Source organism: [Borrelia] turdi, from assembly GCF_030439285.2.
In the GTDB taxonomy this organism is placed as follows: Bacteria; Spirochaetota; Spirochaetia; order Borreliales; family Borreliaceae; genus Borreliella; species Borreliella turdi.
This window is the reverse complement of sequence record NZ_CP124018.1, coordinates 359977-374549: the sequence shown is the minus strand read 5'-3', so window position 1 is coordinate 374549 and position 14573 is coordinate 359977. Positions and strand designations below refer to the sequence as shown.

Genomic DNA, 14573 nt, shown 5'->3' with positions numbered 1-14573 from the left:
TTTTATTCCTTGTAGAAAGCTTTATATGCTAAGTAAGCATTGTATAAGTCAAATTTGGAAGTTATTTCCATTGGAGAATGCATGCTTATAACAGCAGGTCCCATGTCTATTGTTCTTATTCCATAGCTAGCTAAGAATTTAGCAACAGTTCCTCCTCCGCCTTCTTCTACTTTTCCAAGCGTTGCTACTTGCCAGGCTATATTGTTTTTATTTAATAATTGCCTAATATAAGAAACAAGCTCGGCGTCAGCATCGCTAGCCATACTTTTTCCACCATGTCCTGTATATTTCATTATGGGTATGCCATAGCCAAGTTGAGGAGCATTTTGTTCGTCATGAACTGAGCTAAATAGTGGGTTTATTGCTGCACAAACATCAGCAGAAATGCTTTTTGAATTCCATAAAGCTTTTTGTACATGAAGGTTATTATATTCTGATTTTTTAATTTTAAAAATCATGTCAGAAACAAAATATTCAAGATATCTTGAGTCTAGTCCAGTTGAACCTGTTGAGCCAATTTCTTCTTTATCTACAAGAAAGCAAATAGCTGTTTTATTTGGAACCTCTTCAAGATCAAATATGGATTCTAGCGAAGTGTAGGCGCATATTTTGTCATCTTGTCCGTAAGCACCAATTAAAGCTTTATCAAGTCCAATGTCTTTTGCTGTTCCTGCAGGTACTATTTCAATTTCTGATGATACGAAATCTTCTTCTTCTATTTTGTATTGTTCTTTTATTAGTTGCAGAGTTGCCATTTTGACTTTATCTTTTTCTTTTGTTTCAATTGGCAGGCTTCCAATTAAAATTTTTAGATTTTCTCCCTCAATAATTTCATCTGATTTTCTATTTCTTTGTATTTTTCTGTCAAGATGAGGTAAAATGTCGGGAATTACAAATACAGGATCGTTTTCATTGTCGCCAATATTGATTTCAACCTTTTCTCCATTTTTTAAGAATACCACACCTCTTATTGAAAGGGGTGTAGATAACCATTGGTACTTTTTTATTCCCCCATAATAGTTAGTTTTAAGAAATGCAAGATTGTTTTCTTCAGAGATTGGCGAAGGTTTTGCATCAAGCCTTGGTGAATCCGTATGAGAAACAATTAAATTCATTCCATTTTCAATGGGATTTTTGCCAATAATAGCAAAAGCAACAGATTTTTCTCTACAGGTATAAAAAATTTTATCGCCTGGCATTAAATTTTTTTTCTCCTCAGCGTTAAGAAATCCCCTTCTTTTTGCTTTATCTAGAGCATAGGATGTAACTTCTCTTTCTGTTTTAAATTTACTTATAAATTTTTTGTAACTTTCAGAAAAATTGAAAATTTGATTTTTTTCTTCTTCGCTTAAAGATAGCCATGGATTTTGTTTTTTCATTAATAAGTCCTCCTGTTTAATTTTAGCATTTTAATTGTTTTTAAAGTGTATACAAAATAAATTATTTATTGTAAACTTACCTTTAATTTTAATATTATTAATTAATTAATTAATTATAAGGGAGAATTTTTTATGTATAAAAATGGTTTTTTAAAAAACTGTTTAATGGGGTTTTTGTTTTTTTTAATAATTGCGTGCACTTCAAAAGATACCTCAAATGAATATGTTGAGGAGCAAGAAATGGATAGCTCTTCTAAGCTTGATGATACTTCTAAAATAGATGAACATACTATTGGTCATGTTTTTCATGCTATGGGAGTAGTTCATTCAAAAAATGATCGAAAAAGTTTGGGGAAAAATATAAAGGTTTTTTATTTTTCTGAAAAAGATGGCTACTTTGAAACAATACCTTCAAAAGAGAACGCAAAGTTAATAGTTTATTTTTATGATAATATTTATGCAGGAGAAGCCCCAATTAGTATTTCTGGAAAAGAAGCGTTTATTTTTGTTGGGATTGACTCCGATTTTAAAAAGATTATAAATAGTAATTTGCACGGTGCTAAAAGTGATCTTATTAGTACTTTTAGAGATCTTAATATTAAAAATTTAAAATTAGAAATTACAGTTGATAAGAATAATTCAGATGCTAAGACTTTTTTTGAATCTATTAATTATATTATCAACGGTGTTGAGAAAGTTTCACCTATGATGATGAATTAATTTATATTTTTGATTTTTTAGGCTTTAATTTTAAATTAAAGCCTATTTTGAAATCAAATCCCCAAGTCCTTTTATTAAAATTTCTGCTGTTTTTATGTTGGTTGCAAGTGGTATTTTATGTACATCGCAAAGCCTAATAAGAGCTGACACATCTGGTTCGTGAGGCTGACTTGTTAGAGGATCTCTAAAAAAGAATATGGCCAAGACATTCCCTTCAGCTATTTCAGCTCCAATTTGTTGATCTCCGCCCATAGGGCCCGATTTATATTTGATAACCGTAAGATCAGTAGCTTGTTGAATTCTAGACCCTGTTGTTCCTGTTGCAATAAGCTTGAATTTGGATAAAAAGAGATGGTTTTGTTTGACAAAATTTACCAAATCATCCTTTTTTTTATCATGTGCAATTAATGCTATTTTTTTTTCCATTAATTTTATTCCTTTCCCAATGTAAAATATTTTTTTTGAAATTTAATAAAATTTAGTCATGAATATATTTTTAGATTTTACTGTTTTTAGAATTTATATTGGTTCTGGTTTGTGCCATAAAAATCCTTGTCCATAGTCTATTTCTAGTTCATTTATTTTTTTTAATATTTCTTCATTATATACAAATTCGGCAATAATTTTTATATTTTTTGTATCTGCTATTTTTTTAATTGATTCTATTATTACAAAATCTATTTCACTAGAGTTTATTGCTTTTATAAAAGATCCATCTATTTTGAGTAAGTCTATTGGTAGTGTTTTAATATATGAGAGTGATGTATGTCCGCTTCCAAAATCATCAAGCGCTAGTTTGATTCCAAAACTTTTTAATTCTTGAAAATATTTATTTATTATCTCAAAATTTTCAAGAATTCCAGTTTCTGTTATTTCTAGGCATATATTTTGAAGTGGGATTTGGCTTTTTAATAAAATATCTCTTAAAAATATTCGAAAGTTTTGAGATTTTAGCGAATAAGGAGATATGTTAATTGAGAAAACGTGTATCCCATTTTTTGATACAAAACTTTTATATTCCCTTAAAGCTTTTTTAACCACTAATTGATCAACTTCAACGGTTAAATTATATTTGTCTATTAAACTAAAAATTTGATCATTTGGAATTGGTTTTCCCATATGATCAAAAAGTCTTGTCAAGATTTCTATTTTGGGCTTTAAGTTCTTTTTAAGAGGATTTATTTTTTGATAATAAAGAGTAAAAAAATCATTTTTTATTGCTTTGAGTATATATTGAAAGATTTTGTTTTGATTTTTTAAAATTACCGCTTCTGGTAGCTCTTCTTTGTATATAATAGGATCAGATTCTTTGTATTCTGATGATATTTTTGTAGCCATCATTAATTTAGGGATTTTGAATTCTAAGTTTTCTCTTAAATTTACTTCTATTATTCCAATATTGAATTCGAATATAATAATATCTTCTTTTTTTAATGCTAGCGTAATTGTTTTTTTGATTTTTTGGGCAATTGCAATTATTTTTTTTTCATCGCCACTTGTACATATGATTACTATTAAATTGTTGTTTTTTAGCTTGAAAATATATTCAGAGTATAATGACATTATTTTTGAATACATTATTTTAAGTATTTTTATATTAAGTTTTTCTTTATTCTCTTTATATTTATATTCTGTTGTTAGAGATAGGTCTAAATTAAGCAAATATGTCCTTTTTTTTTTGTAAATATCTATATGGTTTACTAGTAATTTTTCAATTTCTTTGAAAGCTTGAATCTCGTCTTGTGAATCAACAATTTCTAGGTATTTATAGTTTTCTATGTTATTGGGGCTTGGTATTTCTTTTATTGTTATTAATTTGTCAATATTGTTTTGATCGATTATACTAATAAATACATCTACATGTAGTTTTTTATTATTTTTTAATGTTAAAAGACAATCAGTTATTAATATATTTTTAAATTCAGGAATAGAATTTGTATGCCAACTTAAATCTATTTTTTTTAACTTTTCCCAATCTCTAATATCTATGTCAGTTACTTTGATTGTGTTTCCAGAGGTTTTCATTGGAAGATTAAGATTTTTACTACCTTTTTCATTGATATAAATAATTTCATTTTCGGTATTTGTAATGATTACTATTTCTTTAATGAGTTCTGATAAATTTAAAAAGAAATCCAGAGCTGTGTTTTTATTGTCGCAAAATAGTTTTTTTTGGTGTATTAAACTTTGTTTATATTCTAATTCACTTATATCTTTTATTATTTCTATGTGATTAAGTTTTAAATATTCCTTATCAAATTTTTCATTGCTAATTATAATAGAGTGAATTTTGTTTGTTTTTTTTAATTCATTTGCAATATTTATTGAAAAATCTATTGGTTTTCCATAATTATAAATAATAGCGAATTTAATATTATTTTGTTTTACATATTCACTGTATAAAGCTTTTTCAGATTTTACGATTTGAATTAAGTTAAAAATTGATTTAAGTCTTATAAGATCTTTAATATTAATTTCTTTTTTAGAGATTACAATAGAATTTATATTTTGATAATTATTAACCTCTTGCATTTTTTTGGCTTGCTCTTATTTTAATTTTTGTATGCCAGGTTATTATTATTTTTTATTTTTTTATCTGCTATTTTTTTAGTTACTATTATCCAGATTAAACCTGAGAGCATTAGTGCTAGTGATAGAATTTGTCCCATTGATATGTTTAAAAAAGAAAATTCGGACAGACTTTTAATTGGCTTGTAGTTTATTATAAATCCAAGTTCTTTGTCAGGTTCTCTTAAATATTCAATAAAGAATCTGAAAAAAGCGTAAAGCATTATATATATACCAAAAATAAATCCATCATATTTTTTGATTTTTCTAAATAAAAACCATAGTAACATAAAAGTTACAGGTCCTTCGAAAAATCCTTCAATAAGCTGAGAAGGTATTCTTGGAAGGTTGATTACTAGGTCATGAGGCAGAATTTCAAGCCCTACGGATGATGCAAATTCTTTTACACCTGGTATATTTGTGTCAAATGGTTCTGCATTAGGGAATATTATTCCTCCTTTTATTACTCTTCCATAAAGTTCTGCATTTGCGAAATTAGCAAGTCTTCCAAGTATGTATCCAGAAGAAAAAGCTATTGATCCATAATCTGTTAGTTTTAGAAAATATTTTTTAACATTTGTGTTTTTAAGTTTTGTATTTATTGTGATTAGAGGAGCAATTATTGCGCCTAAAAAACCACCATGGATGGCCATGCCTCTAAAGCCTGTAAAATTCCAATTTTGATCGAATGGCAAAAGGATTAACCAAGGATGAGAATAATAAATCCCTGATTTGTCGTAAACTAAGGTAGATGCTAATCTGCCTCCCAAAATTGCTCCAAGTACAAGTGAGAACATAAATGTTTCAAAATCTTCTTTCTTAATATCAATTCTGTCTGATTGTAGTTGATACCAAATAAACTTATAAGAGATTGTTATTATAAAAATGTAAGATAGGCTATACCATGTAATTGGTATGCCTTGAATTACTTCAGGATGTAACCAACTTGGATAATTTATATAATTTGGCATTAGACCTCCTTAGTCTTTTCAAACTTTTCAAAAAGCTTTTTTTTAAATAATATATTTTGCTTTCTTAATGTTTCGATTTCTCTTTTCTGAGATTTTATTATATCAATAATTTCACTACTTTCTATTGTTTTGTTTTTTATTAGTGATTCAAGGTATTCAATTTTTTCAATATATTCTTCTTGAGCTTCTCTTAACACGAAATCGTAACTTTCATTTAAATCTTCTTCGTTTAAAAGCTCAGCATCATTTGTTAAATCTTCAATTTCAATCAATTTTTTGGCAATTTTTTTTATACTTTTAGAGGTTGAGCTTGTAGGTTTGTATATAGTGATAGGGATTTTGCTGTTTAAGGCTTGATCAACTATTTCATCTTTATAGATTGCTCCAATACTTTGTAAATTTATGCTTAAATAGTTTTTTGCTGATTTTATTATTTTTTCAGTTTTTTCAATGTCATTGGGAGTTTTGAGCATATTAAATATCATAAAAGGGCTAATTGATTTAAACAATTTGTTAAATTTGGAGTAATTTTCAGGATCTTCGCTTTCTAGTTTTAACAGTAAATTAGGTATATACACCTTTTGAAGATCGATTGAGTTTTGTTTTATTGCCCTGAGAATTTCATTTCCTTTTGTTCCTCTTTTAAAGACGCTTGACAACAGCCTAAATATTATATTTTTAAGAAATAAATATGCATTCATTGTAGCTGTTACTGTTGGTGTTGTTACTATTACTCCTCTTTTTGACATTAAAAAAAAGTCAATAATATTAAAAGTTGTTCCTGCTCCCAGATCAATCACCAGGTAATTATATTTTAAAGATTTTAAATTTTTTATTATAGTTTTTTTTTGAGAAGTGGCTATATTGGCAAGTTCTGGTATGTCAGAATCCCCCGCAATGAAGTTTAGATTTTTAATTCCAGATTTAATAATAATGTCTGAAAAATTAATCTTTGTTTTTAAAAACGTGCCGAGACTTTTTTTTGGTATAATGTTTAGCATTGAATGCAAATTAGATGCTCCAAGGTCAAGATCAACAAGCAAAACACTTTTTCCTTCATTTGCTAGGCAAATTGCTATGTTTACCGAAAAAAGGGATTTGCCAACTCCCCCTTTACCACTAGCTACAGGAATAGTAATCAAGCTTTACTCCATTGTTTTTCTTTTTGAGTTAATTAGTGCTAAAATTATTATATTAAATACTAGATAAACTGCTGTAATCCCTAAAAGGATAGCCAGAGAGGTTTGATAGATGTACATTTTAAAAGTAAACCCCAGAATAAATAATAATATTGTTAATATTATTTGGAACAATTTAGTTATTGCTATAATACTGTGAAGAATTTTAAATTTTTCGTAGATAAAATAATAGAGTGTTAAATTAGCCATGAAAAATTCAGGTGAGTATAAGATAAATGTGAGCATAAACTTTATGGAGTAATTATTAATAAAAATTAATCTATTAATGGCTTGGTATAGTAAGGCTAGAACTAAAAGACTCTCGAGTATTTGCAATGCAATAAGGCTTGCTCTTTTAAGGCTTTGGTTTTTTTTAGGATGTGAGTTTAACATAGTTTTAAAATATTATATTATGGAAATAAAATCAAGTTTTAATTTTTGCATTAGGAATGAATAAATGAAAAATAAATTTTTAATATGCTTGTATTTTTTGTTGACTCTAGGTATAAGCTCTTTAGTGATTGTTGAATCTATTTTTGCTGTTGATAAATCTAATAATAAGTTATCAAGATCTAGCTATGAGCAGATGATGATTCAAGCTTTTGAATTTGTAAAAGAAAATTATGTTGAACCTGTAAACGATGAGGTGATTTTTGAAGGTGCTTTAAAAGGGATATTTCAAGCTCTAGGCGATCCTTATTCTCAATATTTGACAAAAAAAGATTTAGAAGAAATTTCAAAAACAACAGTAGGAGATTATGTTGGTATTGGAATTTCTATAATAAAAAAAATGCATTCTCAAGATAAGCAAGACAAGATAAAAAATCTTGATCCTAATAGCGATAGCGCTTGTGTTTCTATTGTTACACCTTTTGAGGGAGGTCCGGCGTATAAGGCTGGAATTAAATCTGGAGATTGTATTACTGCTGTTGATGGTAAGAGTGTTTCTTCTATGGAAGTAGATCAAGTCGTTGATCTTTTAAAAGGTAAAGAGGGTACAAAAGTTAAAGTATCTATTCTTAGGGGAAAAAATTTAAAATTGGATTTTGAACTTACAAGAGAAAAGATAGAAATTCAAACAATCAAGTATGATGTTATTAATTCAGATATTGGTTATATAAGAATAGTAAGCTTTAATCCACATACTTCTGTAGATTTTAGCAAAGCTTTAGACAATCTTAAGAATAGAAATATTAAATCTTTAATTTTGGATTTAAGACTTAATACTGGTGGATATTTTCAGGCAGCTATAAAAATGGCGGATGATATTTTACCTAAAGGAACTATTGTTTCCACAAAATCAAGAAATTCTAGCAAGCCTATTGATTATAAGGCAAGCGCAAAACAAGTTTTGCCTTCAGATATAAAAATTGTTGCTTTAATAGATAGATCGTCAGCATCAGCATCAGAGGTTTTTGTAGGTGCTTTGAAAGACCATAAAAGAGCCTATATTATAGGCGAAAAGTCTTACGGCAAGGGGGTTATTCAACATGTAGTTCCTTTTTATACTGGTGGATTTAAAATTACAAGCTCAAAGTATTATACTCCATCTGGAAAGAGTATTCATAAGGTTGGGATTGAGCCTGATTTAGAAATAAAATCTCCAGATTTTTCTGAGGAAGAAGCAGCAATATATAAAGAAATTTTTGATAAAAAGCTAATAGAAGGCTTTTTGAAAGACAAAAAATCCATTACCGAACAAGAGATTGATGTTTTTGTTGAGAATCTTGTTAAAGAAAACCCAAAATATAAAATTGATAAAGAATTTTTGGGCAAGTATGTGTTTTTTAATTACTATCAAGATAATAATAAAGAATTGCCAATTTATAATCTACATTATGACAAGGCTTTAAAAGCAGCTTGTGAGTATTTATCTAAATTAGGCAATTAAATTGTGAAGCAAATTGTTTTGGATGCAAATTGTTTAGTAGGTGATTTTATTATTGTTAAAGATATGAGCGTATACCATTATCTTGTTAATGTAAGACGACTTAAAAAAGGTGACAAGCTGAACATTCTTTTAAAAGATAAGGAATTAAGAATGTCAGAAATAGTAAAAATTGGTACTAATTTTATTAGGTTTACTACCAATAAAATAGACAAAATTGAAAAAAATAATTTTGAAATAAGTATTTTTATTTCTAGTTTAAAGGGTAGAAAAATAGATTCGGTGTTAAGGCAGGTTGTTGAAATTGGAGTTTCAGAAATTAATATTATTAATGCAGATCATTCTGTGTCCAAAATAGATATAAGAAATACATCTGCCAAATTTTTAAGATTTTCAAAAATAATAGATGAGGCTTTAAAGCAAAGTGGCAATAAAATTGTTCCTAAAATTAATTTTTATAATAATTTTTTTTATTTACCTTATTCTTTAACTACTAGATATTATGTTGCTCATCAGAGTGGAATGCTTTTAAGCAAGAATGAACGTTTTGATAATTTAAGCAAAATTGGGATTATAATAGGTCCTGAAGGATGCTTTTCGAAGTCAGAAATAGCCTTTTTCAAGGGAAAAGGCTTTAATTTTGTAAGATTTAATACTTCGGTTTTAAGAGCGGATACGGCTATTATTTATTCACTTGCTTATTTTAAGGCATTATTAGGGGATTTTAATGGCTAATTTAAAAGACATATATTCAAAACCAGACAGATTTTATTTTTTAGGCGTACCTATAGATGTTTTTGATAGTCGCAGTAAGCTTATAAGCAGATTTGCTTATCTTTCAGGGCATCCTTATCATTCAATAGTAATTTTTATTGGGCTTAAAGCTTTCCTAAAGGTTTTGATTTTTAAAAAGTTTAGAAATCGCATTAAAAATTCTTCCCTTGTTTTTTTAAATTCTAAGATTGTAAGATTTTTTTGTAGGATTTTTAAAAGAGTTAATATTGATTGTTATGATTCAAATACAGTTCTTCTCATATTAATGGGAATACTAGAAAATGCCCATAAAACATGTTATATTATAGACAAGGATAAAGTAATTTCAAAGAAAAAATTTTTAAGATTGAAAGAATCTCATAAAGAAATTAGTTTTATTGGGTATTATGATTTAAAAGCTGTAAAGAGAAATAAAGAAATGTTTTTTGCAAATATCAATAAGCTTACTCCTAGTGTAATAATAAGTTTTTGTAATGATAGATATCTTGAAAATTTATTTTATGAAAATAAATCTAGTATTAGAACCAATTTAAGTGTTTTTTTATGATCCTTTAAATTTTAACTATCTATATTTTATGAGGTAAGTATGGCATTTTTGCTAAATCAATCAGTAGTTTATCCAATGCATGGAGTAGGTACGATTAAGGATATTAGGACTAAAGAGTTTAATGGTGAGATTATTGATTATTATGAAATACATTTTCCATTTAGCGATATGATTTTTATGGTTCCTGTTTCTAAAGTTGATGATTTTGGAATTAGAGCTTTGGTTAGCAGGGAAAAGGTAGAAGAAGTCTTTGATGTTATTAAAGACTTCGAAGGTCAAATAGATTCAAAAAAAATAAAAGATGGCGGTCATGAATTTTATAAAAAAAGCGATATTTTGGATACAGCAAAGTTGTATAAATTTTTATATAAAAAATCTACTCAAAAAGAACTTCCCTTTTACGAAAAAAGGATTTTGAATGATTTTGAGTTAATACTAGAGCACGAGATCAGCTTAGCTTTGCAAATTAGCTTTGAAGAAGCTAAGAAGAAGATTAAAAATATTTTGGTCGATAGCAAAAAGGCTTAAGGGTTCTCAATTTTTGAGGGGGAGGATTTGCTATGTTTGATTCTTTAAGATTGATCTTTTTAATAATTTATAGATTTATTTTAATATTTTGCCTTTTTTCCTTAATGTTTATCTGCACCTTTTATTTAAGATATAAGTTTTTGTATTTCAATTTTTCTATTTTTAGTTATAGCCTTTATTACAATGCCTATATTTATTCTTTCCCTTTGTCGCTTGTTGTTACTTTTATGCGGATGTCTCATCCTTTTTATGGAATGGTTTTAAAGCCGCCCAGAGAAACTTTTTATTTTTATTTTATTATCTTTATTCTTATTTTATTCTTTTCTTATTTGGGATTTTTGGTTAGCTATAGTTTTCATTCTTACTACATTAATGGCAATAGAAATAATAATTTTATCCTTAAAGACGAGGTTGTACATTTTTTAAATGGTAAAATAATATTTTCTAGCAATAGTCCTCCTAATGTTTATGGTTTTAATGGAGCTTTAATCGTTTCAGGGGATGACAAAAAGGATAAAAGTTTTTCTTACCAATCAAATCTTTTTAATTCTAGTAATATTGATTTTATTGGGAATAATTTTTTAGAGCAAAAGATTTTTAATAATTTTGTTGATTTTATTTTTAGAGATTTGAAAATTTTGAATAATTTTTTATTCTCACTCAATTATTTAAATTTAATTTTTAATATATTAGGAATTTCTTTGTTGTTATTTGCGTTTTTTTATGTTTTTAATCTTATTTTTTCAAATAGCTTTGCAATATTTCTTTATCCCATTTTTATTATACTTTTTTTAAAAATTTATAATGTCTATTCGATTGAGTTTCCCAAGATTTATAATGTAATAATAGGAAAGAGCATTATATCTGATTTTATTCCTTTTGTTTTTTGTGCTTTAACCTTTTTTTCCACTTATTTATTTGGCTTTGTTTCAGAATATATTAAAATAAGCAAAGATTTAGATGATAATTTATATAATGGTAATTAATTCTTAAAGTTTATGAAAAGAGAAATATATGCATTTTTGAGCAACTTTATTATTTTTTTGTGTTTTTTTATAGGTTTAATCTTTAGTTATTCTTATTTTTTTGGAGAAAATTTTTTAGAAAAGCATAGGTTAATAGCAGCTTTTTTTGATTCTATTTTGCTTTTTTACAAGTATTTTTATGGATTTTTTATTTTTATTATTTGTATTTACTTCGCTTTTTTTGTTCAACAAGAAATAAAGAGTTATTTAAAATCATATAATGGGTATTTATTTTCTAAACTTTATGCATTTTTACTATTATTTTTTATTATAGGGGTTTTTTTTACTTTTATATTTAATTTAATATTGCCTTATATAATTGCTCAGAGAAATGAGTATAAGTTTAGTTACGATAGATATAATCTTCTTGAAAGTGAAGCAAATGAAATATCTCTTAAAATTAAAAATATAGATATAGATTTGTCTTCAAATAGATTTTTTTTATCTTCTGATTTATTAAATTCAATGAAACAAAAGAGAAAACATCTTGAAAATTTGATTAGAATATATGATAAAATGCGAATTATTTATGTAAATAATGAAGAACTTTTAACAAATTATTATTTAGTGAAATCTGAATATAGTAAAATTCCAAGTTATGACGTTGATTCGGAAAAGGTTAAAAAAACTTTTTCAAGATATTCTTTGCAAAGCCTTAAAAAACAAGATTTTTTTAATATTGTCAATGAATTTATTTCTCAAAATGATTATTATACGGCCAATTACTTTGCTTATATTGCTTATGTTGCAACAAAAGACGATAATTTTGTTGCGCTTTTAGATTTGACTTTAAAGTTTATTAATGAAAATAGAAATTTTGAAAAAGAAAAAATGCAGCTAATCTCTGAAGAAAAGCAAAAAAATTTTTTGTATCTTAATACCGAGAAATTTAAATTAGCTTATTACGGGTTTTTAAATCTTCATAAACTATTGCCCAGTGATAATGAAATTTTGAATTATAAAAATAAATCACTTGAAAAGCTTAGAAAAAGATATCTTTTTTTTAATGAGATTGAAAAATATTTTGAATATTACGGAATAAACAATGTATTTTTATTGCAACCAGATTCTAATAGAGGCTTTTATGATTATATTTATATGCAAAAAGTTGTTGCCCTTAATAATCATTCTAAAATAATAAAAAATTTTGAGCTTATTAGATTTAACAAGACAGGAAATGTTATATTGCATATTAAAATTCCATTTGCTACCTTGAGAGGTAATTTTGTATATCAAAATGTTTTAGACAAAGATAATGAGCAGAGTGAAATTACTCTTACTAAAGTATTTGTGTCTATGGATAGTTTTGATACAAATACTTTAGAGGTTGTCAAGATTAATGAAAATGTAGAAAATTTAGCTTTATTTTCAAATTTTACTGAGGTTGGATTTTTTTTAAGAATTCAAAGTTTGTCAAGCGCTTTTCATAGGGTTGCCATATTAAATTTGAAATTAATTAATATTTTTTCTTTAAGTTTGGTTTTACTAATTTCTCCGATTTTGCTAGTTTTAATGGGGGTGTTTTTTATTTCTTTGTTTTCTAAAATAGAATTTAATTTCAATTCCAAGGTTATGATTTTCCTAATCTCACTAATGATAGCTATTTTTTCAGGAATTACTTGTCTTTTTCTAAATTATTTTTTAATTGTTTTTACCTCCCTTATTATATATGTTTTTAATAGTGTTTACACATCTTTGGCTATTCTTTCTACTTTATTGTTTTTTCTTATTTTTAAAATAATTATTGTAAATTATAGGGAAAGGTATAATTAATATTTAATTTTTTTTAGATTCTTAATTCTAGAAAAAAACCATTCATTTATTAGTAAATTTTCTTTTTCAATTGTTTTTTTGCTTAATGCATAAGAATAACTATTGATTTGAGTTTCGTCAATAATAAAAGGAGATATCCCATCAATTGAGTGTTTTATTTTTAAATTTAATTCTTTGTAGGGAGTAAAACCATTAGCAAATCCAAAACATATATTTGATTGGGATTGATTGCTAAATCCGATTAGTTTTTTTTGAGTTTTTTTATCTAAAATCCATTGGATAAACTTTTTAGTTAGAATAGACGTTTCTAAAATACCAATAAAATTTGGGCTTGATATAACAATTTCATTGTTGTTGTTGATTAAATATGAAAATTTTATTTGTGCTTTCTCTTGTTTGCTTAAGCTATTGTAGAAGGTTAGATCACTCAATCCTGTTATTAAAAGAGATTTTTTATTAAGCAATATTTTGTTTAGTTTAAGGTAGCCGTATTTATTAAAGAAATCTTTTTGTAACTCTATTTGTTTTGTATTTAAAAATGATGAGAAATATTCTAGCATTTCTAGAATTTTATTTTCATTGTAATTTAATTTATTCTTTTCAAAAGAAAATCTTGCATCGTTTATTTCAGAAATCACATAAAATAAATTTTCAGAAACATAGGGCGATATAAAAAATTTTCCATCTTTAATGAAATTTTCGTATTCTTCTTTTAAATATTTAGTGTTTATGTATTTTTTAATGTGGTATGTATTTTTATAGATTAAAATGGGAATGTCAAAGCTTAATGGAATAATTTTGTAGTTAAATTGCTTGAAAATATATTTTAAAATAGGATAATCTGGATTATAGTTGATTTTTATAGATTTAAAATGATTGGCAATATTTGTATTGCCAATGTTTTTAGAAATAATTATTTGTGCATTTTCTTTTTCTATTGTTTGTGGATCAATATTATTTCTAAACTTAATTATAAAATTGAGTTTATTTTCGATATTAAATTGATTTATATAAAATGGTATTGCTTTATTGTCAGTTAGTACAACTATATTCTTATTTGTTGAACAGCTGAGGTTAATCAGTAAAATTGCTATTAGTATTAAATTTTTTGTTCTCATAAAATTATTCAAGTTTTTTATTTTATTTTACAATAAATTATGTATAATTTTTATAGTTAATTATTGGCTTCTATGTTTAACTGCAAAATAGAGCAAGGGAATTG

14 protein-coding genes are annotated in these 14573 nt (G+C 26.1%); 7 read left to right on the top strand and 7 right to left on the bottom strand.

What is annotated here, in order from left to right; all coding sequences use genetic code 11:
• Nucleotides 1–2: 2 nt before the first annotated feature.
• On the bottom strand, nucleotides 3–1379 hold the full coding sequence (locus QIA31_RS02325; RefSeq protein WP_301394095.1) for an aminopeptidase: 1377 nt from the start codon (nucleotides 1377–1379) through the stop codon (nucleotides 3–5).
• Between the two features lie 132 nt (nucleotides 1380–1511).
• Between QIA31_RS02325 and p22 the strand changes: the two genes are divergently transcribed.
• The gene (p22, locus tag QIA31_RS02320) at nucleotides 1512–2099 is read left to right on the top strand and encodes a lipoprotein P22 (protein WP_301394094.1); all 588 of its coding nucleotides are present in this window, start codon (nucleotides 1512–1514) and stop codon (nucleotides 2097–2099) included.
• A gap of 42 nt (nucleotides 2100–2141) precedes the next feature.
• On the opposite strand, the gene mgsA is transcribed toward p22, so the two are convergent.
• From mgsA to QIA31_RS02295, 5 genes are all read right to left on the bottom strand, one after another.
• Entirely contained in the window at nucleotides 2142–2525 is a 384-nt protein-coding gene (mgsA, locus tag QIA31_RS02315) for a methylglyoxal synthase (protein WP_301394093.1), read from the bottom strand.
• A 93-nt stretch (nucleotides 2526–2618) separates the two neighbouring features.
• Entirely contained in the window at nucleotides 2619–4631 is a 2013-nt protein-coding gene (locus QIA31_RS02310) for an EAL domain-containing protein (RefSeq protein ID WP_301394092.1), read from the bottom strand.
• Between the two features lie 20 nt (nucleotides 4632–4651).
• Nucleotides 4652–5638 carry a prolipoprotein diacylglyceryl transferase gene (gene lgt, locus QIA31_RS02305; RefSeq protein WP_301394091.1) on the bottom strand — a complete coding sequence of 329 codons (987 nt, stop codon included), beginning with the start codon at nucleotides 5636–5638 and terminating at the stop codon, nucleotides 4652–4654.
• Nucleotides 5638–6780 carry a MinD/ParA family protein gene (locus tag QIA31_RS02300; RefSeq protein ID WP_301394090.1) on the bottom strand — a complete coding sequence of 381 codons (1143 nt, stop codon included), beginning with the start codon at nucleotides 6778–6780 and terminating at the stop codon, nucleotides 5638–5640. The genes lgt and QIA31_RS02300 overlap by 1 nt, the downstream gene beginning before the upstream one ends.
• A gap of 3 nt (nucleotides 6781–6783) precedes the next feature.
• Complete coding sequence (locus QIA31_RS02295) at nucleotides 6784–7209, bottom strand: hypothetical protein (protein WP_363325306.1); 426 nt, start codon at nucleotides 7207–7209, stop codon at nucleotides 6784–6786.
• 64 nt (nucleotides 7210–7273) lie between these two features.
• On the opposite strand from QIA31_RS02295, the gene QIA31_RS02290 reads away from it, so the two are divergent.
• From QIA31_RS02290 to QIA31_RS02265, 6 genes are read left to right on the top strand one after another with little or no spacing between them, the layout of a single operon-like run.
• Nucleotides 7274–8707, top strand: coding sequence for a S41 family peptidase (locus QIA31_RS02290; RefSeq protein ID WP_301394089.1), 1434 nt, complete (start codon nucleotides 7274–7276; stop codon nucleotides 8705–8707).
• Between the two features lie 3 nt (nucleotides 8708–8710).
• Nucleotides 8711–9439 carry a 16S rRNA (uracil(1498)-N(3))-methyltransferase gene (locus QIA31_RS02285; protein ID WP_301394088.1) on the top strand — a complete coding sequence of 243 codons (729 nt, stop codon included), beginning with the start codon at nucleotides 8711–8713 and terminating at the stop codon, nucleotides 9437–9439.
• Nucleotides 9432–10025, top strand: a complete 594-nt coding sequence (locus QIA31_RS02280) for a hypothetical protein (protein ID WP_301385598.1) — start codon at nucleotides 9432–9434, stop codon at nucleotides 10023–10025. The genes QIA31_RS02285 and QIA31_RS02280 overlap by 8 nt, the downstream gene beginning before the upstream one ends.
• 39 nt (nucleotides 10026–10064) lie before the next feature.
• Nucleotides 10065–10553: a CarD family transcriptional regulator gene (locus QIA31_RS02275; protein WP_151060018.1), complete on the top strand. Its 489-nt coding sequence runs from the start codon at nucleotides 10065–10067 to the stop codon at nucleotides 10551–10553.
• 32 nt (nucleotides 10554–10585) lie between these two features.
• On the top strand, nucleotides 10586–11539 hold the full coding sequence (locus QIA31_RS02270; RefSeq protein WP_301394087.1) for a hypothetical protein: 954 nt from the start codon (nucleotides 10586–10588) through the stop codon (nucleotides 11537–11539).
• A gap of 12 nt (nucleotides 11540–11551) precedes the next feature.
• A complete protein-coding gene (locus QIA31_RS02265) occupies nucleotides 11552–13351 on the top strand; it encodes a hypothetical protein (RefSeq protein WP_301394086.1) in 1800 nt (599 codons plus the stop codon).
• On the opposite strand, the gene QIA31_RS02260 is transcribed toward QIA31_RS02265, so the two are convergent.
• The gene (locus QIA31_RS02260; RefSeq protein WP_301394085.1) at nucleotides 13348–14481 is read right to left on the bottom strand and encodes a hypothetical protein; all 1134 of its coding nucleotides are present in this window, start codon (nucleotides 14479–14481) and stop codon (nucleotides 13348–13350) included. The genes QIA31_RS02265 and QIA31_RS02260 overlap by 4 nt on opposite strands.
• Nucleotides 14482–14573: the final 92 nt, after the last annotated feature.

Excerpts from the sequence above, each read along its gene's own strand:
- lgt (WP_301394091.1), bottom strand. The coding sequence starts at position 5,638 with ATGCCAAATTATATAAATTATCCAAGTTGGTTACATCCTGAAGTAATT.
- QIA31_RS02295 (WP_363325306.1), bottom strand. The coding sequence starts at position 7,209 with ATGTTAAACTCACATCCTAAAAAAAACCAAAGCCTTAAAAGAGCAAGC.
- mgsA (WP_301394093.1), bottom strand. The coding sequence starts at position 2,525 with ATGGAAAAAAAAATAGCATTAATTGCACATGATAAAAAAAAGGATGAT.
- QIA31_RS02265 (WP_301394086.1), top strand. The coding sequence starts at position 11,552 with ATGAAAAGAGAAATATATGCATTTTTGAGCAACTTTATTATTTTTTTG.
- p22 (WP_301394094.1), top strand. The coding sequence starts at position 1,512 with ATGTATAAAAATGGTTTTTTAAAAAACTGTTTAATGGGGTTTTTGTTT.
- QIA31_RS02310 (WP_301394092.1), bottom strand. The coding sequence starts at position 4,631 with ATGCAAGAGGTTAATAATTATCAAAATATAAATTCTATTGTAATCTCT.
- QIA31_RS02325 (WP_301394095.1), bottom strand. The coding sequence starts at position 1,379 with ATGAAAAAACAAAATCCATGGCTATCTTTAAGCGAAGAAGAAAAAAAT.
- QIA31_RS02275 (WP_151060018.1), top strand. The coding sequence starts at position 10,065 with ATGGCATTTTTGCTAAATCAATCAGTAGTTTATCCAATGCATGGAGTA.
- QIA31_RS02280 (WP_301385598.1), top strand. The coding sequence starts at position 9,432 with ATGGCTAATTTAAAAGACATATATTCAAAACCAGACAGATTTTATTTT.
- QIA31_RS02270 (WP_301394087.1), top strand. The coding sequence starts at position 10,586 with ATGTTTGATTCTTTAAGATTGATCTTTTTAATAATTTATAGATTTATT.
- QIA31_RS02290 (WP_301394089.1), top strand. The coding sequence starts at position 7,274 with ATGAAAAATAAATTTTTAATATGCTTGTATTTTTTGTTGACTCTAGGT.